Raw genomic sequence first — 22,500 nt, 5'->3', positions numbered from 1 at the left:
ACAAACGCTGGATTTCTACAACAGCTGAAGGAACTCGTCTACATTCCGACCTCTTTGTTTTCAACGCCGATCCTGTGTTTTCGATTCGAGCTAGGCCCCCTTTGCTTTTCCTGTCATCATCACCGATGGGATACCGCATGATCCTTCTCCTGGAGGGCCTTCCGCACGCGAGCCGCCGATTCTTCCGCCGCCTTGACGACCGCCGCCGGCGCGACGCCGGTAAACTGCCCCTTGGCTTTTAGCGCCCGGCCGTTTACGAAGACGAATGTGACGTTGGACGGTTGCGTGTTGAACACGAGCTGGCCCAGCCAGTCAAAACGCGGCGCGAAATTCACGCCGCTCGGGTCGACGATGATAAGATCCGCCTTCTTGCCGGGCGTAAGCGAACCGATCTGGTCGGCCAAGTCGAGAGCCTCCGCACCGCCGAGGGTCGCCATGCGGAGCACGTCCGCCACGGTCGGATAGAGGTCAGTCCGCAGGGATTTCGCCCGTTGAAGCCCCACCGCCGCCCGCATGTTGCTGAACATGTCGCTGGTATCGTTGGTGCCCCCGTCCAGGCCCAGTCCCAGATTAAGGCCGGCCGCGTGCAATTCGGGCAGGCGCATGATCCCCGACGCCAGCCTCATATTACTCAGCGGGTTGTGCGTAACCCGCACGTCGTGCCGGGCAAGCAGGGTAATCTCTTGATCCGTGAGGTGAATCGCGTGGTTCACCAGCAGATTCCCCCGCAGGGCCAAGGCGCCGGATTCCTCCAGCGACCGGATCGGTTCACTGTCCCGTTGCGTAATGTGTTCCAGCAAGTGTACGTTGAGCTTCACGTCCCACTCGTGCGCGAACTGCACCGCGTCGGTGAGCGCCTTGAGATGCTCCATTCCGGGACGCCCGGCGAGCTGCAGCGTCGCAAGAGAGTTTGGTTTGATGAGTTCCTCGTGAAGGGATTTGAGCGCGTCGTGCTCCTGCTTCCGCGGCGTCGGCGCATACATGAACCGCAAGCCCGATTCCGTCAGAGCGCGGAGGTGCTCGCGCGAGGTCTCGAGCTTCAGCCCGCCGGCCGAGTCCACGACCGTCGTGACGCCGGTCGCGATCAGACCCAGCGTACTTAGCCTGACAGCAGCGTAGACATCCTCAGGTGTGAGTATTTCGTAAACCGGGAAGGTACAGTCACGGAGCCACCCATTGAGATCCCGGTCGGAGCAGCCGCCCCGGATCACGGACTGAACCAGGTGGTTATGGAGATCCACGAACCCCGGCAGCACGATGGCGCCCGTCGCATCCACGACGGCCGCGCCGGGTGCGGCAAGTCCTTTTCCGACCGCAACGATCGTATCCCCGGCCATGAGCACATCGGCGTCCGCCAGTGTGCCAAGCGGGCCGCCCCCAAGCGTGGGGTCCATCGTGATAGCGAGCGCGGCGTTCTGGATCAGGGTACGAGCGCCGGTTGGGCCGACCGGTTCGTCACCTCGCGCCGGACCAGGCCACATTCCCAGCCCCGACGCGACGAATACGAGGAAGGCGACAAGGAGAGAGCGCTTCGGTGGGAGACTGCAGTAAGCGATGGCATGCGCGTCATCAAGGCATCGCAACGGTAAGTTCCTCGACGTGTACAAGCCTTTCATTCTGAGGAATAGGATGGTTGTGGAGAAGAAGAGACTGCAGATGCTGCTGGACGGCATCGCGAACATTCCGCTTCGCTTCTTCAATTGTTTTTCCATCGCTGAAGCAACCAGGCAATGTCGGACTGTAAGCCATACAGCCAACATCCTCAGCTTCCTGCTCAAAGAAAATCTCAAAGGTATCTCCATGAAGTTCTCTGTCCTGACTCTCATCAATTCTCTTCCTTTGTTGCAGCTGGCCATCGATGTGAAAAGTTCATCGTGTCGAATGGGGAGGTCAGTAACCATTACGGGGCCGCGCTTCGCAGACTGGAGATTTGAACAGGGACGCACATGTTTCCATGTGGAAACACCAGAAGAACCACCCGATTGTCGCACCCCCGCCTCAATCAGCGACATGATTTCCACCGGCGAATGATTCCTACAGCCATTGTGGCTGTCAGAGGCGTGATGTCCAGTAACCCGGCCGTCGTTTTAAATGCATGACCGCTACGATGAGAAGACCGGCCGAGCGTTGACTATAAATGACTGCAAAAGGGAAGCGATGGACGAGGAAGCGTCTCGTTCCTCGCTGATATGCAGGTCAGGTGTCGGGTGATTCTCGTATCCGACGGATAGCGTTTGTGACTTCCTGAAAGAATGACTCTCCTAGACCGACCCGTTGTCCGTCCTACCATGCCTTGACTCGTTCCAGTTCGTCGAGTGCTTCGGGATGAAGCGCGACCGACTGTTCACCTCCCATGTCGCAGCCGCTTCTGGATCTCCTCCCACGGGATCGTTTTCACTTCGCCGCGTTCGACTTGCTGTAGCCGCCTCTGCACTTCTTCTTGCCAAGCCTGCTCCACGTCGGTATCCGGAGCTTCATCCAGGCTCGCTATCAATTGCTCAGCCACTTCCGCACGCTCGTCGGCGGTCAATTTGAGCGCTTCTTTCAACACGACTTGGGACTTTTCCGTCATGACGAACCTCCAATGACATCGCCAGCAGATCCGTTGCTCTCATTATGGGCTGAAGGTCTTCAGGAAACAACCGATGTGACTTTCCTTATTGTCAGGAGTATGGCGCACGCACATGCCGCCAAGCGGCATGCGCGCCGCGAGAGCGCGGGAGAATGAATGCTTGGACCCCTAAGCTGTGAGGGCGTGCGCTTCTCCGTAGTGAGTGGCGCTTATTTTCACACAGCTAAGCGCATCGCATCGAGACGAGGTTCTGCCTCACTATCTCTGGAGTACCAAGTATGCGATGCAGGATGTCAGCCGGCGCGGCGAGTCTACTCTGGACTGCGATGATCGTGTCCCCGGCGAAGAGCACATCGGCGTCCGGCAGTGTGCCGAGGGGACCGTCCCCAAGCCGTGGGTCCATCGTGATAACGAGGACCGGGTTGGTTCTGCAGGTTCGTCCCCTCACGCCTGACCGGGCCGGATTTCCAGACACAGCGCGATGAGCGCGAGAACGACGACAAGGAGCGAGCGCTTCGGCGGGAGACTGCAGTAGCCTCCGGCATGCGCGCCATCAAGGCATTGCAACGGTAAGTTCCTCGACGTGCAAGGAATGTTTCATTCTGAGGAATAGTTGGCGATCATCAGCAATGGTACATGGTAATGGCGTGCTTCACTATAGCTCTACGCCGCCTTCTTCAGTCGCTTGCCCGCATGCAAGACCGTAAAGCCGATCACTTCTTCGCCCTCGTAGCGGACAATAACGTCGTCATCCGTCATCTCGCTGTCGGTCGCGTGGCTGGGCTTTTTAAAGTTCACATAGAGCGTGTCCGCTTCCGCATCATAGGTGAGCCACACCGCATGCTGCGGCGCTCGATGAACGGCTGGAATTAGTTTCAAATAATCCTGGATATCCGCGATCTTCATTGTCTGCCGCCCTCGCCCTGTCTGCCATTAGAGTCAAAGCCGATTCTTTAACTCTCGAAGCACCTTCTCGACCGATTGATTGAGGGGCGGAATTTTGGTCTGGACGACATCCCAGATGATATGCAGATCGAGCCCAAAATATCCGTGAGCAATGACGTCACGAAACGCAGCCGCCTTTGACCAGTCTACTTGTGGCATAAGAGCCTTGGCTTCAGCGGGCAGATGCTTTGCCGCTTCGCCAATAATCTCCAAGTTGCGGACGACCGCATCAATTACCATGTCCTCTGAGCGGAACTGATCAAATGTCAGCCCTTCGGTGTAACGTCCGATTTTTCGTGCACTCTCCACGACGTCCTCAAGATAGAACGGCCAATTACGCGACACGAACCATATCCTTCTCAATGATAGGGCGCATGCGCGGCTTCACGGCATCCTCGGTAACTAGATCAACCGAGGTTCCGAGGACGGCTTCTAAATAAACCTTCAGATCCATGTATCGGTCGAATGTGGCAGCCTCCTGAAATTCCACCAGAATGTCCACATCGCTGTCACTTCGCATATCATCCCGCGCAGCCGACCCGAAGACCCCAAGCTTCTTCACCCGAAATCTGACGAGGATGTCTTCCCGCCGGTTGGCCAACAATGACAAGACCCGGTGTTTGTTCATACGTGATCCTCCAACTCAGTTTCGAACGCGAGGCATTTTACCTGGTTTGAAGGGATCAGGAAATATCGATTGCCGCAGGTTGGAAGTGCGAGGGAGGAAACGAACAGGCCACTGTCCGGCTCAGGGCTCTGCACCTTTCAAATCTTTGCAGCTCTTCCGAGCGAGAAAATCATTGATATTCTCGATCCTAGGCCGCTCGGTCATATAGGACCTCTCCTTCACGACAGGCTGTCCGAATTACAGTTCCCGGCGCGTCGCGATAGAGCTCGAACTCCTCAGGAGTCACGATGACCACATCCTTTGGGGCACCCATCCCGGCAAGAAGCCCGTACACCTCGACGATTCATTCGCGCTTGGACTCACGAGGCTGCATGACGACCAGCAAATCGACATCGCTGTCCGGGCCTGCCTCGCCGCGGGCATGAGAGCCGAAGAGAATGCTTTTCTCTGGCGACACAATACGCCGGACCATTTCCTCTTGTACGCTGCCTGTCCCTGTCCTGGTTAAACTGTGAACCATGTGCTTCTCCGTAGTGAGCCGCGCTTATTGGCACAGCTAAGCGCATCGCGTCGAGAAGAGGTTCTGCCTCACTATCTTTGCGTACATAGCCAAGACCGCGGTGCCCACTGGGGGGTGCATCTGAGTCAGGCACCTGTTCGAAGCTTCACAGCCTCAAGTCAGAAATCATTCCAGACCCTTTGTTTTGTTCCCACCCAAACCATTACCTCATTCCTCGTCATCTTCCTCCTCATCTGGCTCGTCGTCTTCGGTCTCCACCGCCATGCTGTTTATATAGTCACGCCGCACCATTCTAAGTGACCGTCGCGACGCTTGGTCGACCAGGAAAAACCACCAACCGTTCATCTGATGCCCTACAATATTCCTTGCAGCGGGCGACGGACTTTCATAGACAACGCCATCGATTTCTAAGCGTCCGTCGGAAAGAAGTGTCGCCACCTTATCATTATGCTTTTTCTTTCTGGGGAATAGCGGCATGCCTGCCGAAAGAACACCTGCGCTGATCAGATCGGCAAGCTTAATCTTCTTCTTTCGTCGATGCATAATGTGTTCGCCACTGAAGCCGGAACGGTGGCCTAATGGGACAGGCCATATTTCAATAATGGTTTCAATCAGCTGCTGTGTCCGCTGGCGGATTGCATCATCGTTCCATTGTCCACATCTCCCGGCAATGTTCAGTATCCTGCGGTTTAGGAAAAGGACATCATGGCCCTTTATGGCATGACTTTTCCCCTCATCTCCTATCCACGGGCCATTGGAAACCTTTGAATTCAGACGGCCAGTGAGAAGCGTAAGGTTACCAAGCGTGTGCACTAATGCATCCCGCTCGCTATCCTCCTGAACGCCATTCTCAAGCGGCCAGCGGGACTGCCATTTTCTGGGCATGACGTGCTCGATAACGAATTGTCCTCGGGCGACGCGCTCACCGCCCAGCGCCTGTTGCCCATCTTTCCATCCACGCAAATGGTCTTCAATCGCCTCTAGCACCATCCGAAGACGACCACGCCGCAGACGTTTGTACGCCAGGAGGACTGTCAGCTCCTCCCGTAGCTCATTATCATCCGGCCAGTACCGACTCCCACTCGACTGTTTCGCCAAGAACTCCTCAATGACATCACCTGCTCTCCGCCGATTGTCGCCTTTTATCTGCGCGATAAGGTCTGCGATGACTTGGTTGTAGTTCTTTGTCGTGGCGCGCACCAGCATTCGCCGCACCATCCAGCCTTCCACGACGTGTAGCACTTTTTGGATCTGGGCGTAAGGGATCTCCTCCTGGTCTGGGTCAAGGAGACTGAGTATGAGCGGCTTAACGACTTCGCTTTCCTGTACGCTGGTCCGATATCCAAAAAGCCCTAACTGGTCGATTGTCCCGTTATAGGTCTCGGATTTCGCGATGAATTGCTTGTACACTTGCGATGAGCCATGGACTTGTCTGAGAAGGTCGGACATCGGTACATTGCTGTCGTGGTCGGCAAATCGCTTAAAACGATCGAAGACCTCTCGTGCAACGACCTCTTCCCCTGTCCGTGCCGTGAGCCAGTGATTGAAGAAGACCGATGAGCGTGGATAGCGGAGCCGCCCGACACTAACCTCAGCTTCCCAGAAACCAGTTTCAAAGTCTTTCCATCGAGCTTGGTACGCCTCCTCAACATTGCTCCCTGTCTCAAGGAGACGCTGAAAGATGAAGTTCTTAATAAGATCTGCAGCCGTGAGTTGAGCCCCACGGGCATTAAGTGTCTCGAAGATCTCCTGCGCGTTTTCATCCGGAGCAAGATCTATAACGACCAGTTGCAGAAGCTCACGAACGGTAGTTTCGATTGCTGCTGCCCTTATTGCTATCTGCTCCTCCCCTGTCTGATCCAACCAATCCCGAGCACTTTCGCTGAAAAACTGATGAGCTTGGACCATGCGTTCGCCGGGAAAGTCCACGGCATCATAGCTCACCGGCGGTTTTGCTCCCATAACGGCGTTAAATGCCGGTCGGTCACGATTGGTCGGCCATACCTTAAAACGATCCTCGGGTCTCGAACAAAACGGCGCAGCATTTTCAACAAGAGGTTCAATGCGCAAGGCAGGGGCCAGTGCCTTTACTGATTGAAGCTCGGCATGGAGCGCATCTAATAGGAGTTGCAACGTTGTAAGCCGCTGCTGTCCATCAATTATTGTTCGCTCCTGCATAAGTCCTGCTGGTTTCTGAACTTGCTGTAACACGACGGCCCCCAGAAAATGAGCATGATGCCGTTCAGATGGCCGTTTGAGAACCCTTTCCGCCACACGCGTCACATCGTCCCACAACGGCTCCCATTGGCTTTCCTGGTTCCATACGTATGGTCGTTGAAATAGAGGGACAACTAGCCGCTGAGGAAGAAAGAATACTTTTTGTGGCGTTAACACCTGGGTCTCCATAGATCCCTTCCTCGTTCACCAAACGCTTATGGATAAGTTAGTCTAGATTTTCTTCCACCCAATGGAGTCAAGGTAACTTTCGGCAGCTTTCTATGTGGCGCCTTCGAGAAGGCGACACCTTTGTTTGCGCCGGAACGGAAAAACTCCTATCCCCCCGTAACAGGACCGTCCGAAATAGGCGACCCGATCGTTTTATCGCCAGCGGTAAGAATAGAACTCCTCAAATCCTCGAATGCCGTTCTAATCGGGTTCAGCGTGAGAAGGCTAGCAAGTGAGAGATTCTTACATTGTTTGAATCTTGACTTCTCTATCTGATCAGTAAGCAGCACATAAAAAGTCCACTGCGATAAGTTCAATGGATTAAGAGTGGCCTTCTCTTTATGGTCGTGCAGACAGAAGACGTACAGGTCAGATTGTCTGCGAATTTCTGGGCCCATTTGGCCAGTTGTGGGATCCCAAGCTCGAGCCGGACGTATGCCGAAGATGGGTCGTGAGAGGCGTTGTTGCGGCCAAGTCTGGAGGTATCCTGAGGTCTTCACTTCAATCCTATATCCATTAAATTTCAGGTCGTACGCTTCCCAATCGTTTCGAATTCCCGATGTCAGCCCTAGCGCCATCGCGACGATGTACTCGGCCAGGCAGCCACGCATCGTATTGCCAATGAGGTCAGATGCCGACCACTGCCAGAAACTCAGCAGGTCCACTGAGAGTTTCTGATCACCGAGCGTAAACAGCTCTGCACCAGTTTGTCGGAGGCAAGGGATGTAGGGATAACCAGATTGCAATCTTTTACCTGCTCCTTAGATCGACATTTATAAACGATCTACCAAACTAAAATGATAGAGAAGATAGCCGTCTATTACTTCACTGACCTGTTTGGATTCGCTCAAGTTCTTCGAGATATTCTCCTGGCAAGCGCCAATATCTCGCTCCATCAACGATCAATCGTTTATAGTCGGGATGCGGAAGGAAATAGGAATTTGGTATCGATACCGCGAGGTATAGAGAGATCATGAGCGGGCCTTTCCCTCATTTGTTGCCAATCAAGATTCGACCCATAGGCGAAATAGAGCATCTAACTTGTGTCTCTCCTTATGCGGCAGAGTAACGGTAGAGAGCCCATATGTCGTGCAAAAACTGCTTTGAGCGAACCCGCACACGCCCACTGTCTCAATGATAGGAGTCGCTTCCTCCCGTCCCTTCAGCAGGGCCTTTTGCCAAGGTGCCGATCCAATTCCTGCCGGTCCATTTGTTGCCGCATTTGCCCGATGTCCAGCCACATTTGGCGCTGCCGGAAATAGTCGTATTGCTGCTGTTGCGGTGAGCGGCCGAGGCTGTCCTTCCCCGCCAGGGCATTCATGCTTGCCGTCAGAATCACACCGACCAAACAACCCAAGATGAACTGTCGCATTGGTTAGCCTCCTTCCGCCGGTGCCTGTGACCGCAGTTCGTGCCGTTCGATCGGTCAAATGGCTCCATCATGCTCGCCATGTTAACGGCTGCCCCTTCCGTGCCGGTACATGGCCGTGATCTCCTTTGTGTGGATGACCAACTGGTCGCCATTCTAACGGACGGCTGTGACATCGGAGGTCACAACCCACTGCTCGACACGCCAGGCGGCCGCTATCGGCGATCGGGCCGAGGAATCAGTTGCTCTGGTGGGACACCCCTTATGTCATTTCCCACAACAGCCGGATCGGCACCGCATAGAACCCTTCTCCGAAGCTGGCGCTGGCCTCGCCGTCATAGAGCACCACCCCCGCTGCGAACTTAGTCCCGGCCGCCTCCTTGAGCTTGCGAAGTCCTCTGAAATCAGCGCTGGTGACGGTAGCTCTGGCTTTTACTTCGATCCCCGCCAACTCCCGCGCGCCGCGCTCCAGCACGATGTCCGCCTCGACCCCGTCTTTGTCGCGGAAATGATGAAACGTGATCGACGTTTCGTGCCAACTTGCCTGCCGGCGCAGCTCTTGATAGACGAAAGTCTCCAGTAGTTGTCCGAGCGTCGAACGATCCCGCGCCAGCGCCGCAGCGTCGAGTCCCAGTAGCGCGCAAGCCACCCCGCTGTCTCCGAGATGCAGCTTCGGCGTCTTTATCAGCCGGCTCAACCGGTTGCTGTACCACGGCGAAAGCGGCTCAAGTAGGAACACGCGCTCAAGCAGTGTGATGTAGTCGCGGATCGTCGGGCGGCTCAACTGGAAGGGTCCAGCCAGGTCGCTTACATTGAGGAGACGGGCCGTCTGGCCTGCCGCCAGCGTAAGGAGACGTGTCAGTGTGTCGAGCGCGCTGATCCGCGTCAGATCCCGCACATCACGCTGGACAAGTGTCTCGATGTAGTCGCGGTACCAGGCCGTGCGACGGCGCGGCGTAGCGCGCGCCAAGGCGGCAGGGTAGCCTCCGGCGACCACTCGTTCAGCCAAGCCGGCCCCCAGACGCTCGTATGTTCGGGTTTTGAATTTTCCAGTAAAAAGGGTGTCAAGAAAGTGCACTGCCCTGCCGGCGAGTTCTGTTTGCGCGAGCGGGTGCAGCCGTACGATCTCCATGCGTCCGGCGAGGGAATCGGCAAGTCTTGGAAGCAGCAGCACGTTAGCCGACCCGGTCAAAATGAAGCGCCCCGGCGTACGCCGGCGGTCCACTGCAGTCTTGATGGCAGTGAAGAGTCCCGGCGCGCGTTGGATCTCATCGAGAATGGATTTTTCAGGCAGATCGATGACAAAGCCGACCGGATCGGCCTGTGCCGCCGCCAAGGCGACATCATCATCGAAGCTAAAGTAGGTGTGCCCTCGCGCTTCGCCGATCTTCCGCGCCAATGTAGTCTTGCCGCACTGACGCGGCCCATGAATCAAGACGACCGGCGTGTCCGCCAGGGCCTCGGTGAGACTGGACTCGACAAAACGGGGCTAGAAGGCCGGGGCGGTCATGGCGGCTGATCGTAACTTCATGGTTCGGCTGATTGCAAGGTTATATATCGGCTGATTGAAACCCGTCAGCCGGGAATCTGGAAGGATCGGAATATCTATGCCTTAACTGTATCCGGCTTTGCCCAAGCCATCCGGGTTTCTCGCCAGACGGTGAACGAGCTCCTTCAGGAGAGGCGCTCGCTCATCCCTGAAATGGCATTGCGACTCTCTCGCCTTTTCGGGAACAGTCCTGAGTTTTGGCTCAATGCCCCAGCGTGCCGTCAATCAATGCCTATCTGACCGGCGAGACTGCGAGGGGCGGAGGCGGGATCGGCAGGCCCTCAGAACACGTCGCGCGCCATTTGTCAAACGGTCGGCGGGCCAGAGACCGGACCATCCACGAGGAGCGTGATGTGGAAGACCGTGCCTGCGCCTTCCCGGCTTTCGACGCTGATCGTGCCACCGTGCGCATCCACCACGTCTTTGACGATCTTTGTGCCCAGTCCGGTTCCACCCGCTTTGCGGCTGATCGCCTGAACGGTGAAGAGACTATTGCGGACTTCCGGCGACATGCCTTTGCCCGTATCGATGACGGAGAGCACGATCCTGGTTCCCCCTGGCTCGGTGCGGCCTCGCACCGTGACCGAGCCGCCCGGCGGGACTTCGGGAATGGCATTGTTGACGAGATTATAGAGCGCATTGAAGAGCCGATTTTCGTCGGCTCGAATGAGCGGGAGCTGGTCGAGCCCATCGGTCCGGAGCGTCACCTGCCGTTCATCGGCGAGAACCCGCAGCGTGTCCATAACACCGGCGGCGACCTCGGCCACCCGACAGGGCGCAAACTGGATCGGGCGGGTCAGGCCCTTCACGGAATCGGCAATTTCCTTGACCCGTTCGTGGATGCGGCCGGACGATCGCCGGATCATCTCAATGAGCTCCTGTGCCACGTCATGGCTCGGCTTCACTGCGCGCAGAGCCGGCTCCGGGAGTTTTTCAAAACACTCCCGGACTTCTCCCTCCAGCAGCTGGGCACCACTCATGATGGGCATGAGGAGGTTCTTCAGATCATGGCCGATGTCGCCCAACATCTTGGCCACTTCCGACAGGCGCTTCTCCTCCACCAATCGGGCTTCGGTCCGGCGCAGCTCTTCTTCGGTCCGCCTGCGGTCGATGTACAGGCCGAGCCTGATTCCGAGATTGGCCACCATGTCGAGGACGTCCTGATCCGGCTCGCGGATCGCGCGGAAGAAAAACTCCATGGCGCCATAGGTGTAATTGCCCTTCTGCAGCGGAAAGGCAAACGCGCCGTGCAAGCCGACCTTTTCGGCCATCTTGGCACGCCGGAACGCCGGATCCATCAGCACGTCGGGAACCCAGATCGGCTTGCCGGCCGCCCAGGTCCGCCCGACGAGTCCTTCGCCGGCCCGGAATGTCCGGTCTCGACTATCCTGCACAAACTCCTCCACGTCCATCTCCGGGACATGCCACAGATCCACGAACCGGAGGGCTTGGGCCTGCTCATCCAGCGTCCAGAACATGCCTAATTCCCATTCGAGCGTTTCGCCGATCGCCTGCAGCACGGCATGGCCGACGTCTTTGAGCGTCATCGACTCGGCCAGCACTCTGGTCACGGCATAGTCCGATGCCAGACGCCGTCCCGATCGCTGGGCCTCGGCCAGCGCGTCTCTGGTCTCACCGACCATCCGCACGTAGCCGCGGCTCACATACGTGAGCGCAATCACGTAGCCGGCAAATCGCACGCCGTGCCAGACCCACCATTCGCTCTGCCACGGGGCCGAGAAGAGAAACATCGTTTCGGCCAATCCGAAGAGAATCGCCAGCGTCCCCAGGAGCTGATGCTCCGGCCTGTTGGTCCGTCCGGACTCGATCCAGAACCCGGCTGCGCCGGCGAAGAACAAGACGGCGGCGAGCCCGTTCACCGCGAGCGCCGCCGGCGCGAATTGCGCCTGCTCGGTGAAGCGAGGTAAGTGGAGGGGCATGGTGACGACGAGCATCCCGAAGGCAACCGTCCCGCCGGTAACGAGGTAGGGCATCAGCGCTCTGGTCCGCTTGCCGATCATGCCCGGTGGATGCCACACAAACGAGAACGCCACGCCCCCAAGCAGGCTGGCGGCACTGCGCAACAACACGAACCCGTGATCGGGAGAGGAGACGGCGTGAAACCCTTCGAGAATCCCCATTCCCAGCAAGCCGCTCGCGATGCCCTGAAGCCGCGTATCGTCCCACTCGGCTTTTCGCGCGAGCAATACCAGGCCGGTCAGGACCGCCGCCAAGCCGCCCAAGGCTTCCAGCGTCGAATGGAGCGGGAGGTACACCCAGACGTAGTGCGGCAACAGGAAAGGAATAGTGAGCAGGCCGGACAGCAGCGCTACCGCCACGAGACCGACCAGCAGCAGCGGATGCATAAGCGGTGGGAGGTGCATCTCAGCTCATCGTGTCTCCACGACTCGACACGTGCACAATAGAATGAGCCGGCCGGCGTATTGTCGTCAAGGGACGGCCGAAGGTCGTGATGCCGTCGAGCGGGCAACTGACGCGGGAGAGGACCGACGAAGTCGCTCTGGTCGGCGTGGTATCGGCTGAGTTGCTGCAGGGCTGTCGAACAGAATCGGAACGGAATATACTCCCCGACGGCCTCACCGCCCTGCCATACTATGAAGTCACTCGATCCACCTGGTCTCGCGCAGGCGCTTTGTCGGCGCCGTTGTTACGCCGAGGGGTTTGCCGTACTGATTGTTCGGTGAATTGGGTTTAAACGGGCTGCCGTTGCCGTAGGGATTGTTCATCGAGTCCAGCGAGAACGGCGAGCCGTAGCGGCCTAAATGGGCATCTCCCCATTGTTAAATGCGTGCATTGCCATGATGGAACAGGATTGAAATCCTCCCGATCGGTGTGTTCTTCAGCCGCCGGCGCAGTATGAGCGGCCTCACGGTTGGATACATCCTAGTATCCAATCTAATACGCCACCATTTTCATTCTGTGTTCCACACGACTACGTAGCCCGCGGTTTTGCGTGTAGAACGAGCCCCGATCTGCCGCGCAAACAGGCGAATACGTAGGCGCATCGTCGCCATGATCACTCTCGGCTCACTTATTGCTTCATCCTTCTTCCACCGGCAGCGCTGCAATGACAAGAGAGACTCACGATCGGCAAATACAAACATCCGCCCCGAGGAGGTGCATCATGAGAGCTATTGTCGGCATGATGGTCGTTGCCTTTGCGTTTCAGTTGTATGGATGTGCCGCGATGTTCCACGGCACATCGGATCAAATCACGATTCAGAGTCCCGACCCGGAAGCCAAAATCTATTTAGACACCATGCTCATTGGGAAGGGAACCGCGATGGCGTCAGTCAAACGCAATACCCAACATACGATTGTCGCGAAGAAAGAAGGCTGTACGGATAATCTGGTACAGACGCAGACGGCTTTTGACGCGGTGTCCCTACTCGGTATTCTCATTGATGGGGGCGTCGTCTCAATGCTGCTGATCGATTGGGGTGCTACTGGAGCCATGTGGAAAACTGAGCCGACCATCTACCATCCGAATCCTATTTGCGATACGCCGGCGCATGCCGCCGGCGCTGCTGGGCCGGCCGTGGCTGTCACCCGGTAGGTCCGTGGCCCGCATGGGTTGAGAACCAGGCTCCACGAAACGCTTGTTCCCGGCTGTCCAGTGGTCTGTTGACGAATCCGGCCACTGGACAGTCATCAGCTCCATAACGCCATGCGGATGGTCCTGTCCTAGCGCGCCATTATCGGAGGTTACTATGTCATCGAAACTCAAAATATTTCTTAGCCATAAACATACGGACCGGCACAAGGCCAGCGGGATTAAGCGATTGATCGAAGAAGATGTCGAGAACCTGGAAATCTTCGTCTCGCAACAGATTGAGCGAGGCAGCGAGTGGCTGCCGCGGGTGTACGATGAGCTAAGGGACGCCAAGTGGCTCATTCTCTTGTACACCGATCCCAATCACGAATGGGATTGGTGCCTGTATGAAGCAGGATTTTTTGCGGCCCATGAAAATCAAGATAAGACGCGCCGGCTCATCTGCCTCTTTCCGCCGGACATCGATGCTCCAAGCCCGTTGCAGGGTTGGCAATTCGTGCCTGCTTCGGATCCCAGTGGAGACCAGGACCACCACTTGATCGATTTCTTGAAAGATTTGTACAAGTCTTCTCCCAGTATAGGAGAGCCTCCCATTGCCGCCAAACGCGCCACGAACGATGAGAAGCTCCGCACCATTGCGAAGGGCTTGTCTGACGTCATTGGACCGGGACCCGGATCAATCTTGGTTCATCGCTACTTGAGCCATGCCACGTTGACCTTGACTCACGGCATGGTCGAATCGCTTCGAGAAACCGGCACCATACCGAATGACGCGGAGGTGGAGATGTCGGATAGCGCGCTCAACCTTCTGGGTTTAGACGTGAAAGTCGGCCAGTCGTGGAAATGGCGCGAGGTCCTCAGCCAATTTCAACTCGAACCTCCCAAATGGGTCGAATGCTTCGGAAGAGCCATGCGCGCCGCCGAGAGCAGAGTCGGCTTTGCCAAAGTGCTTCCTGTGTTCGCCTCGCCCTTTGACAATCGGAAATATGTGCCGGTGTTCGACCAATATCAGCTACTGAACAATAATAAGAGAAAGTTCACGCTGGTATTCGTGGAAGAATCGGGTGAAGACGACCCGCGGCCCACGAGTAACACCGGCACGATCGGCATGTTGTTGATGATGGCCATTCGTTTTCGATGGGGAGTCTTAATTCCATACATCAACAAGTTGCGCCAGGGCAGCGGCGGATGGAATGAGAAACTCGTTGTCGAGACGCTCGACAATCTTCGATCGGCGATAGACAAAGTGCTCGGGGAAGCCGCAGAGGCAGGATACCTGGCTCAAGAAGTGGTCATGGAAGCGTTCGATACCAATGAAGATCGGAACGCCATTGCTGAGATGTTCGCACGTTGGTATCCGATTCAACAGCAGCTGTTTGAATCAATCCAGAGCCGGAATAGCGGCCAAGTCTTGGTGTTGCTGGAGAAGGTGTTCGAACTCAACCGTCACTTCATGGTGCTGACATCGAAGCGCCATTACGAGCTTCTCAGTCCAGGCGGTGTGGCGCAGCAAAGATGGGCGGCCTAGAAAAGGCACCCGCTTTGCTGCGGCGACATGAATCCTCAAGAACAGTGCGGAGGCGGCGCTAGGGTTTGGGATTCACCTGTTGCGCAATGATGAGCCGCTCCCCTGCCCGTTGCAACCATGCAGCGTGGCGGCCGACGTCCTCGGGCAAAACCGTCGCGGTAAACCATGCCTGCTTCCGATCGGCACTCGTGGCGACGACGATCGTGCCCGGTCTTTCCGGGGGGTCGCCGGTGGCCGGGCCGGTCGCATCGGCGACACATTGCACCACATAGGGCAGGACTTGGCCTTGCTGCACATACATGGAGGGGGGATCATCGGAAAAGGGAGTGCAGGTGAATTGACCCTTTTCGTTGGCCGCCTCGGTCAATCGCTGGGCGACGGACCCGAGCTGTAACGCCGTACTGCGATAGGATCGTTGTAACGGGCTTCCCTGGCGCCCATACTGAACTACGGGAAACAACACCGCGAAGATGGCAGCCGCAAGGGGCACGAGCGACCACGTGCCGCGGGTATCGGCCCGCCACAGCCGATAACAGCCGAACAGACCGATGAGACCGGCGAATAATATGAATAGCGCGTCGCCGAGATACTGGTAGTGAATCGAGTACGTCGCCGGATCACGGGCTTGCACAGCCATGCTGACAATCCGGATGCCGGCCGCGATCAATAGCACAGGAGCGATGCCTAAGAGACAGCATGTGATCCGGCGCAGAATACGCATGGAGAGACCATTGTACTTTCTTCCGGTACGTCGGTCAGTAGCACATCCGTAGATCAGTGCAAAGTGCAGGAGAAGCGCAGGAGAACCCGATATCACGGCAAGCGGCGACGCGAGCGGTGCGTGGGCAGGTAGACAAGCAGTCGGCAGATCAAGGGCTTCTCAATGGTGGTGGTTTGGGACGGCAGTCGCCCCTCAACCGGCACGTCTCCACGTATAGGTCGCCGTAACGGCGTAGTTCCACACCATCCCGACGAGGATGCCGGCAACAGCGGAGAGACCCCAGAAGTAATCCTGAGCAAAGAAATACGAGGCTACACCGACGTTCGCCAATGCGCCGATGCTGCAGGCCAGCACGAACGAAGCCCACCCCCGCAGCCAATGCCACCCGCGCAATCGGTCGTCGCGGTACGTGAAGATATTGTTCAGCATGAAATTGCTCGTCATGGCGACTAGCGCGGCGCCGGCCTGAGCCGCGGCGAACGGCCAATCCGTCAGGAAAAAGAGAACGAACAGCGCCGCGAAATGAACCACGACGCCGAGCGCACCTACCAGAGCAAACGCCAGCAGGCGCACCGGCATGAATCGCCCCACATGCTTGTCCAGCAACAGCATGAGATATTCCCATGCCACGTGGGAGTCGGCCTTGCTGCGCCCTGCTTGCCTGGTTCGGAACACATACGGCAGTTCTTTGAATCGGAGCGGCCGTGGCGCGGACGCGAAAATGTCCAGCAACAGCTTAAAGCCCAGGCCGGACGTGCGGCGCATCACTTCTTCAAAGGCGTCGCGCCGCACCGCGAAAAATCCGCTCATGGGATCCGCCAATCCGGGCGGCACAAGCGACCGGCTCAAGCGCGTCGCGATCCGGCTGACCGCCAGCCTGGTTTTATCCCACTGTCCCACACCGGCACCTTCCACATACCGGCTTCCGACGACGATATCCACGCGCCCTTGCTCCAATTCCTTCAACATCTCGGGCAAGAGTCGCTCATCATGCTGAAGATCTCCGTCCATCACGGCCAAATATGGAGCGGACGTCGCCAGCATGCCTTCCAGGCACGCCGAGGCCAATCCGCGGCGGCCAAGCCGCTGCACACAGCGGACCCGGCGATCCTGCCGGGCAAGTTGTCTCACCGCGCGAGCCGTGCCGTCCGGCGAATCGTCGTCCACGAACACGACTTCCCAATGCACGTCCTGCAGGCAGCGGGCAAGCAGGTCCACGAGCCGGGGCACATTGTCCTTTTCGTTGAACGTCGGAACAACAACCGCGAATTCCGGGCCGTGGATCGGTGCGTCGGGAGGCCTGGCGGGTGCCTGTCCCGGACGCATTCGCTGAAGATCGAGGGGGGAAGCCATGTGCTCGAATCGGCAAAGAAGTGGAAATTGAAAAAAAGCGCGCGTCACGGAAGCACCGATGCGCGTGCTCTCGAATAGGTCAACGTCTGTCGTCGTTTGAACTCAGCATAAAAACATTCCGCACGTTTAATCAACCGAAGATTTTGCACCATGGCCCGCTTGCCTAATGTCCGGCCCTCAGCTACTCCTAGAAGGACTCATGAGCGCTCTCACACATTCTGCCGCCGCCGATCGCGCTCTGCGCGCGCCCAAGCCCTTCATGTTTGGCCTCTTCGCCGCCTTACTTGCCGTCACCATCGTCCCAATCTGGCTCGTGCGCCTGCCGCCGCTCGTGGACTATCCCAATCATCTGGCGCGGATGCACATTCTGGGGTCCGACAACCAATCCCCGCCGCTGAACCAGTATTATGAAATCCATTGGGCGGTGCTTCCCAATCTCGCGATGGATCTCGTGGTTCCAAATCTGGCTCGTGTCATGCCGTTGGAAACGGCGGGCCGTGTGTTTCTCAGTCTGGTCCTTGGTCTCCTGGCGTCCGGCACGGTTGCGCTGCATGCCGTGGTGCATCGTCGCTGGTCGCTCTGGCCCATGTTGTCGTTCCTGTTCCTGTACAACAGCGTGTTCCTGTGGGGATTTCTCAACTACCTGTTCGGCTTGGGTCTGGCGTTCTGGAGCTTCGCCGCTTGGGTGGCATGGCGAGACCGCTCAGCGGCACGCATCATTCCGTTTTTTTCTGTCCTCGCCACCGCGCTGTTTTTTGCGCACATCTTTGCGCTGGGCGTCTATGGCTTACTGATCGCGGGATTCGAGGTGGGACAGTGGTGGACCGGGACCATGCGGCGGCACCTCGGTTATTGGGTCAAAGCGTTTACACCGTTTCTGCTTCCTTGCCTGCTGTTGCTCGCTTCGCCTCTGTTCGATACGAACAAGGAGAACGTGCCGCCATGGATCCAGCTCGAAGCGAATCCCCATGGGATTGCGTTCGCCCACCCGGCTGCGGTGCTGGAGGCCTTCAAGGGAACGCTGCGCACCGAGCACCTGACGCTGGACCGTCTGACCGTCTTGGCTTTGATAGCGCTCGTGCTCGGCGGCGTCTGGACACGGCGCTTGTCCATCGCGCCCGCGATGATCGGCCCGTTGGGGCTGGTCGCGCTTGCAACGTGGCTCATGCCGGCCAGCATCGTAACCGGCGCCTATGTCGAAATCCGATTGCCTGTCGCGCTGATCCTGCTCGCCATCGCCGGCACGGATTTCTTAGTGCAGGACCGCCGCAAGATCGCCGCGCTTGCATTGATCCTCTGCAGCCTCTTCGCAGTTCGAATGAGCGCCATTACCGTCCATTGGCAGGAGGCCAACCGGCAATATGCCGAGTTTTTCGACGCCATCGAACGCCTGCCGCCGGGCAGCCGCATCTTCAGTGCAATCGTGAAACGCGGATACGGACTTGTGGACTTTCGCATTCCCACTTCCATCCCGGTGGAAAATCTCGCCTGCTGGGCAGTCATTTCCAAATCTTCGCTCGTGTCGATCATTTTCGCGGCCCCGAACCAGCAGCCGCTCCGGCTGGCGCAGCCGTACCGCCGGTTCTTTTCCACCGGAGAATTGATGGCGCGTTCCTATGTCATGAATTGGGACGCGGTTCAACAGCAGTACGACTATCTGTTGGCGCGGCAAGACGAACGATTTCGCCCCCCCATGCCGGCCGGCATTGCTCCGATTTTTCTGGGTCGGCATTTTGCGCTGTATCGAATGCCGGGCGCTGAGCCCGGCCCGGATAGCCCATGATCTCGACTGCCGAGATCCACAGACGCATCACGCGTTGCGTGCTTTGATTCGCCTGCGAGAACACTTCCGGCTGGCGGGGCCGTCCTATATGGAGAAACGGGTGAATCGGAGAGTGGAGACAGCACCGGCAGGGCATGATTCGTTGGGATGCCAACAAGCGCTTACGCAAGGACCTCATCATAGTCGGGCTCCGGTTGCGCTCTCTTCTTTAGCCGGCCGGCTCGCCCCTGATAGATCATCGCGTACACGCAGGGCACAAAAAACAACGTGAAGAGAGTCGCCACGAACAAACCGCCGATAACCGCGCGGCCCAGCGGCGCATTCTGAGAATAACCCGTCGCCATGGGGACCATGCCGATGATCATGGCCGAGGCCGTCATGAGCACGGGACGGAAGCGTGTCGTTCCGGCTTCAATCGCCGCCCATAGCGCGTCGCCATGCTCTTGGAGCCGCTCGCGCGCATAGGACACGACGAGAATCGAATTGGCCGTCGCTGTACCCATGGCCATAATGGCCCCAGTCAGCGCCGGCTCCGAAAGGCGCGTATAGGTCAGGAACAACAACCATGCGATGCCCGCCAAGGCACCCGGCAAGGCCGTAATGATGATGAACGGATCCAGCCAGGATTGGAAATTGACGACGATCAGCAGATAGACCAGCACGACCGCGGTGAGCAGCCCGAAGATCAGCTCGAAATAGGCGTCGCTCATCAGCGCAGCCTGGCCATGGATTTGAATTTCGGCGCTCCGCGGCTTCTCGTGTTCCATACTTTTGGCGATTTTCTGGACATCCGCCAGCACCCCGCCAAGATCGCGCCCTTCGGCGGACACATAGATATTGAACAGCGGCATGATGTTCCCGTGGGTGATCACACCCGGCGTCCCGGTCGCCGACAGGTTGGCCAAATTGCCGAGCAACTGCACATCATGATGATTCGGTGAATTGCTCGAGGCATCGACCGGAACGGTCTTGAGACTGTTGAGGCTGTTGATCTGCGGCTGCGGCGTATAGACATTGATGGGATACGACATCCCGGTGCTGGGATCGAGCCAGTAGATCTGATCCACCTGTTGGCTCCCGGCCGTCGTCATGAGCAGATTGTCGGCCATGTCCTTCAAGGTTCGGTTGACGCCGAAGCCGAACGTGCGGTTGCCTTCCACCATGAGGGTCGGCGTGCGCATCGTCTGCTGGATCACCACATCCGTGGCGCCGGGAACCTCGCGAAATTTGCCCACCAGCTTGCGCGCAAATTCGTAGTTGGGATACATGTCCGGGCCGTTGACCTGCACGTCGATCGGCGTCGGCGCGCCGAAATTGAGAATCTTGGCGGTCAGATCGGACGGCTGGAACGTGAACTCGGTGCCCGGATAACGCTCATTCAAACCCCGGCGAAGAATCTGCCGATACTCCCACACGGGGGACTTTTCGTCCTTCAACAGGATCGTCAAGTCGCAATCCTGGGAGCCGATCGTCGGCGTCGGGATGAAGGCGAGATTGTGCGGGCCGACCGGCAGGCCGCAATTACTGACGATGTTTTCCACGTGCCCAGGCAGCAACTCCTCGATGCTGTTGGACACGAGCGTCGCAATGCGTCCCGATACCTCGATGCGTGTCCCAAGCGGCGCCCGCATATGCATCTGAATGACGCCCGACCTGATCTCGGGGAAGTAATCGCGCCCGAGGAAGAAGAAAAGAGACAGGGAGCAGACCGCGATGGTGAGAGAAACCGTCACGAAGGTTCGGCGATGGGCGATGACCCGTTCGAGCAGTGTTCCATATCCCTCACGGAACCGGTCGAAGCGGCGCTCGAACCCCTGCTGAAACCGGACGAAGACGTTCTGCGGCACAGCCGCTCCGGCCTCATGGCCGTTCTTCATCTCATCAGGGGCATGATGCGCCGACAGCATGTACTTCGCCATGGTCGGCACCAGGGTGCGCGACAGGATGAAGGAGGCGAGCATCGCGATGATGACCGCCTCCGCCATGGGCTTGAATAGGTAGCCGGCGACGCCGCCGAGCTTGAAGAGGGGGAACCAGACAATCGCGATGCACAGAGTGGCGACGAGCGTCGGGACAACGATTTGATTGGCGGCGTCGATGATCGCCGTCTCCAACGGCTTGCCCATTTCGATATGGCGGTCGATATTTTCAATCATCACGGTCGCGTCATCGACCAGAATGCCGACGGCCAGCGCCAACCCGCTCAGGGTCATAATATTGACCGTCTCGCCGAGCCAATGCAGGCCCATGATGGCGGTCAGAATGGAGAGCGGAATCGAGGTCCAGACAATGACCGTGGCCCGCCATGACCCAAGCAACAACAGCACAATCAAGCCGACCAGCGCGCCGGCAATCGCCATTTCATGCAGGACGTCCGAGATGGCATCCTTCACGAAGGTCGAGGCGTCGTCAAGGAGCCGAATCCTCACCCCTTCAGGAGAGATCTGCTCTGCGCGCGGGATCATCTTCTTGATCCCCTCGACCACGTCGAGCGTCGAGGCTTCCGTGCTTTTCATCACGACGATGATGACGGTCTGCTTGCCCTTCACCAGCACGGCGTTCTGCTGCACCCGGCCCATGAGTTTTACCGTGGCGACGTCGCGCAAGTAGACGAAGGAGTTCCCCTGCCGCTTGATCGGAATATCGCCGAAATGCTCAATCTCCAACGGCGAGGCATTCGTCAGGACGATCCAGTCGGTCTGCTTGATCTTGATGTCGCCGGACGGCAGCACGAGGTATTGCTTCATGAGGATATCGTGGATGTCCACCGGCGTCAGGTGACGCGCGAGCAGTTTCTGCTGATCGAGATTGACCATGACCTGCATGGCCTGACCGCCATATGGCTGGGGCAAGATCGCTCCGTTGACGGTCACGAGCAAAGGCCGGATTCGCATGTAAGCCAGGTTGAAAAGGTCCGCGGGCGTCATCGTGTCGGAGCTGATTTCAAGCATGGCCACAGGGATGGACGATGGCGCGAGACGCATGACCATGGGCGGTGAAATATCCGGCGGCAGCGCCTTCACGACGTTCTGCGCGATACCCACGATATCCGCTTCGGCCCGGCCCACGTCGACGCCGTCCTGGAGATAAATATTCGTGATGCTGCTGCCGAAGTAGGAATGGCTATGGATATACTTGATCCCCTCCACCGTCGATGTCAGAAAGCGTTCGAATAGATAGGTGATGCGCCCTTCCACTTGCTGCGGCAGGAGGCCGGAGTAGACCCAGACTACGGAGGTAACGGGAATCGTGATATTCGGGAAGACGTCGGTGGGCATTTCGAGCACCGTCAGGCTTCCCATCGCCACGATCAGGATGGACATGACGACGAAGGTGTATGGCCTGCGCAGCGCGATGAGGACGACTTGGTTCATATGCGAAGGCCGAGAAAAATTGGAGGCAGGCGCTCGACGCCATGGCACTATCTCCGACGCTATGTTGCAAGCCGAATACCGCAGGCGCCCTGGCCTTTTTGAGCCGCTGAGGTGAATCTATGTAGTCCGAGGCTTACAC

General features: G+C 57.8%; 17 protein-coding genes and 1 pseudogene. 4 read left to right on the top strand and 14 right to left on the bottom strand.

Translation table 11 applies throughout. From position 1 onward, the window contains the following. Positions 1–119: 119 nt before the first annotated feature. The 10 genes from ACWGXE_RS04795 to ACWGXE_RS04750 form a co-directional block, all read right to left on the bottom strand. Complete coding sequence (locus tag ACWGXE_RS04795; RefSeq protein WP_447601741.1) at positions 120–1,481, bottom strand: amidohydrolase family protein; 1,362 nt, start codon at positions 1,479–1,481, stop codon at positions 120–122. Between the two features lie 88 nt (positions 1,482–1,569). Continuing rightward, complete coding sequence (locus ACWGXE_RS04790) at positions 1,570–1,749, bottom strand: type II toxin-antitoxin system HicB family antitoxin (RefSeq protein ID WP_447601740.1); 180 nt, start codon at positions 1,747–1,749, stop codon at positions 1,570–1,572. 595 nt (positions 1,750–2,344) lie between these two features. Beyond that, the gene (locus ACWGXE_RS04785; protein WP_447601739.1) at positions 2,345–2,572 is read right to left on the bottom strand and encodes an addiction module protein; all 228 of its coding nucleotides are present in this window, start codon (positions 2,570–2,572) and stop codon (positions 2,345–2,347) included. A 663-nt stretch (positions 2,573–3,235) separates the two neighbouring features. Next, complete coding sequence (locus ACWGXE_RS04780) at positions 3,236–3,478, bottom strand: DUF2283 domain-containing protein (RefSeq protein ID WP_447601737.1); 243 nt, start codon at positions 3,476–3,478, stop codon at positions 3,236–3,238. A 33-nt stretch (positions 3,479–3,511) separates the two neighbouring features. After that, positions 3,512–3,862: a HepT-like ribonuclease domain-containing protein gene (locus ACWGXE_RS04775; RefSeq protein WP_447601735.1), complete on the bottom strand. Its 351-nt coding sequence runs from the start codon at positions 3,860–3,862 to the stop codon at positions 3,512–3,514. After that, positions 3,852–4,145, bottom strand: coding sequence for a nucleotidyltransferase family protein (locus ACWGXE_RS04770; protein WP_447601733.1), 294 nt, complete (start codon positions 4,143–4,145; stop codon positions 3,852–3,854). The genes ACWGXE_RS04775 and ACWGXE_RS04770 overlap by 11 nt, the downstream gene beginning before the upstream one ends. A gap of 343 nt (positions 4,146–4,488) precedes the next feature. Further along, positions 4,489–4,665, bottom strand: a complete 177-nt coding sequence (locus ACWGXE_RS04765) for a nucleotidyltransferase domain-containing protein (protein ID WP_447601732.1) — start codon at positions 4,663–4,665, stop codon at positions 4,489–4,491. 207 nt (positions 4,666–4,872) lie between these two features. After that, a complete protein-coding gene (locus ACWGXE_RS04760) occupies positions 4,873–7,071 on the bottom strand; it encodes a GmrSD restriction endonuclease domain-containing protein (protein WP_447601730.1) in 2,199 nt (732 codons plus the stop codon). A gap of 1,201 nt (positions 7,072–8,272) precedes the next feature. Continuing rightward, positions 8,273–8,482, bottom strand: coding sequence for a hypothetical protein (locus ACWGXE_RS04755; RefSeq protein WP_447601728.1), 210 nt, complete (start codon positions 8,480–8,482; stop codon positions 8,273–8,275). A 259-nt stretch (positions 8,483–8,741) separates the two neighbouring features. Further along, on the bottom strand, positions 8,742–9,935 hold the full coding sequence (locus tag ACWGXE_RS04750) for an ATP-binding protein (protein ID WP_447603871.1): 1,194 nt from the start codon (positions 9,933–9,935) through the stop codon (positions 8,742–8,744). A gap of 150 nt (positions 9,936–10,085) precedes the next feature. Between ACWGXE_RS04750 and ACWGXE_RS04745 the strand changes: the two are divergent. Continuing rightward, positions 10,086–10,238, top strand: a pseudogene (locus ACWGXE_RS04745) (HigA family addiction module antitoxin); the annotation flags it as partial. A gap of 95 nt (positions 10,239–10,333) precedes the next feature. On the opposite strand, the gene ACWGXE_RS04740 reads toward ACWGXE_RS04745, so the two are convergent. After that, the gene (locus tag ACWGXE_RS04740) at positions 10,334–12,412 is read right to left on the bottom strand and encodes an ATP-binding protein (protein ID WP_447601726.1); all 2,079 of its coding nucleotides are present in this window, start codon (positions 12,410–12,412) and stop codon (positions 10,334–10,336) included. A gap of 761 nt (positions 12,413–13,173) precedes the next feature. Here ACWGXE_RS04740 and ACWGXE_RS04735 point away from each other — a divergent pair. Together ACWGXE_RS04735 and ACWGXE_RS04730 are read left to right on the top strand one after the other, a co-directional pair. Beyond that, complete coding sequence (locus ACWGXE_RS04735) at positions 13,174–13,605, top strand: hypothetical protein (RefSeq protein ID WP_447601725.1); 432 nt, start codon at positions 13,174–13,176, stop codon at positions 13,603–13,605. Positions 13,606–13,759: 154 nt separating this feature from the next. Next, complete coding sequence (locus tag ACWGXE_RS04730; RefSeq protein ID WP_447601723.1) at positions 13,760–15,130, top strand: toll/interleukin-1 receptor domain-containing protein; 1,371 nt, start codon at positions 13,760–13,762, stop codon at positions 15,128–15,130. A 58-nt stretch (positions 15,131–15,188) separates the two neighbouring features. Here ACWGXE_RS04730 and ACWGXE_RS04725 read toward each other — a convergent pair whose 3' ends face one another. Both ACWGXE_RS04725 and ACWGXE_RS04720 read right to left on the bottom strand, forming a co-directional pair. Continuing rightward, on the bottom strand, positions 15,189–15,767 hold the full coding sequence (locus ACWGXE_RS04725; protein ID WP_447601721.1) for a hypothetical protein: 579 nt from the start codon (positions 15,765–15,767) through the stop codon (positions 15,189–15,191). Between the two features lie 276 nt (positions 15,768–16,043). Further along, entirely contained in the window at positions 16,044–17,204 is a 1,161-nt protein-coding gene (locus ACWGXE_RS04720) for a glycosyltransferase (RefSeq protein ID WP_447601720.1), read from the bottom strand. Positions 17,205–17,403: 199 nt separating this feature from the next. Here ACWGXE_RS04720 and ACWGXE_RS04715 point away from each other — a divergent pair, with 199 nt between their 5' ends. Continuing rightward, complete coding sequence (locus ACWGXE_RS04715; protein WP_447601718.1) at positions 17,404–18,987, top strand: hypothetical protein; 1,584 nt, start codon at positions 17,404–17,406, stop codon at positions 18,985–18,987. Positions 18,988–19,148: 161 nt separating this feature from the next. On the opposite strand, the gene ACWGXE_RS04710 is transcribed toward ACWGXE_RS04715, so the two are convergent. After that, positions 19,149–22,361 (bottom strand): efflux RND transporter permease subunit, encoded by a 3,213-nt coding sequence (locus ACWGXE_RS04710; protein WP_447601716.1) that lies wholly within the window; start codon positions 22,359–22,361, stop codon positions 19,149–19,151. Positions 22,362–22,500 lie beyond the last annotated feature (139 nt).

This window comes from Nitrospira sp. Nam80, assembly GCF_965152575.1.
The sequence above is the reverse complement of the archived record's forward strand: the minus strand, read 5'-3'. Positions and strand labels throughout refer to the sequence as shown.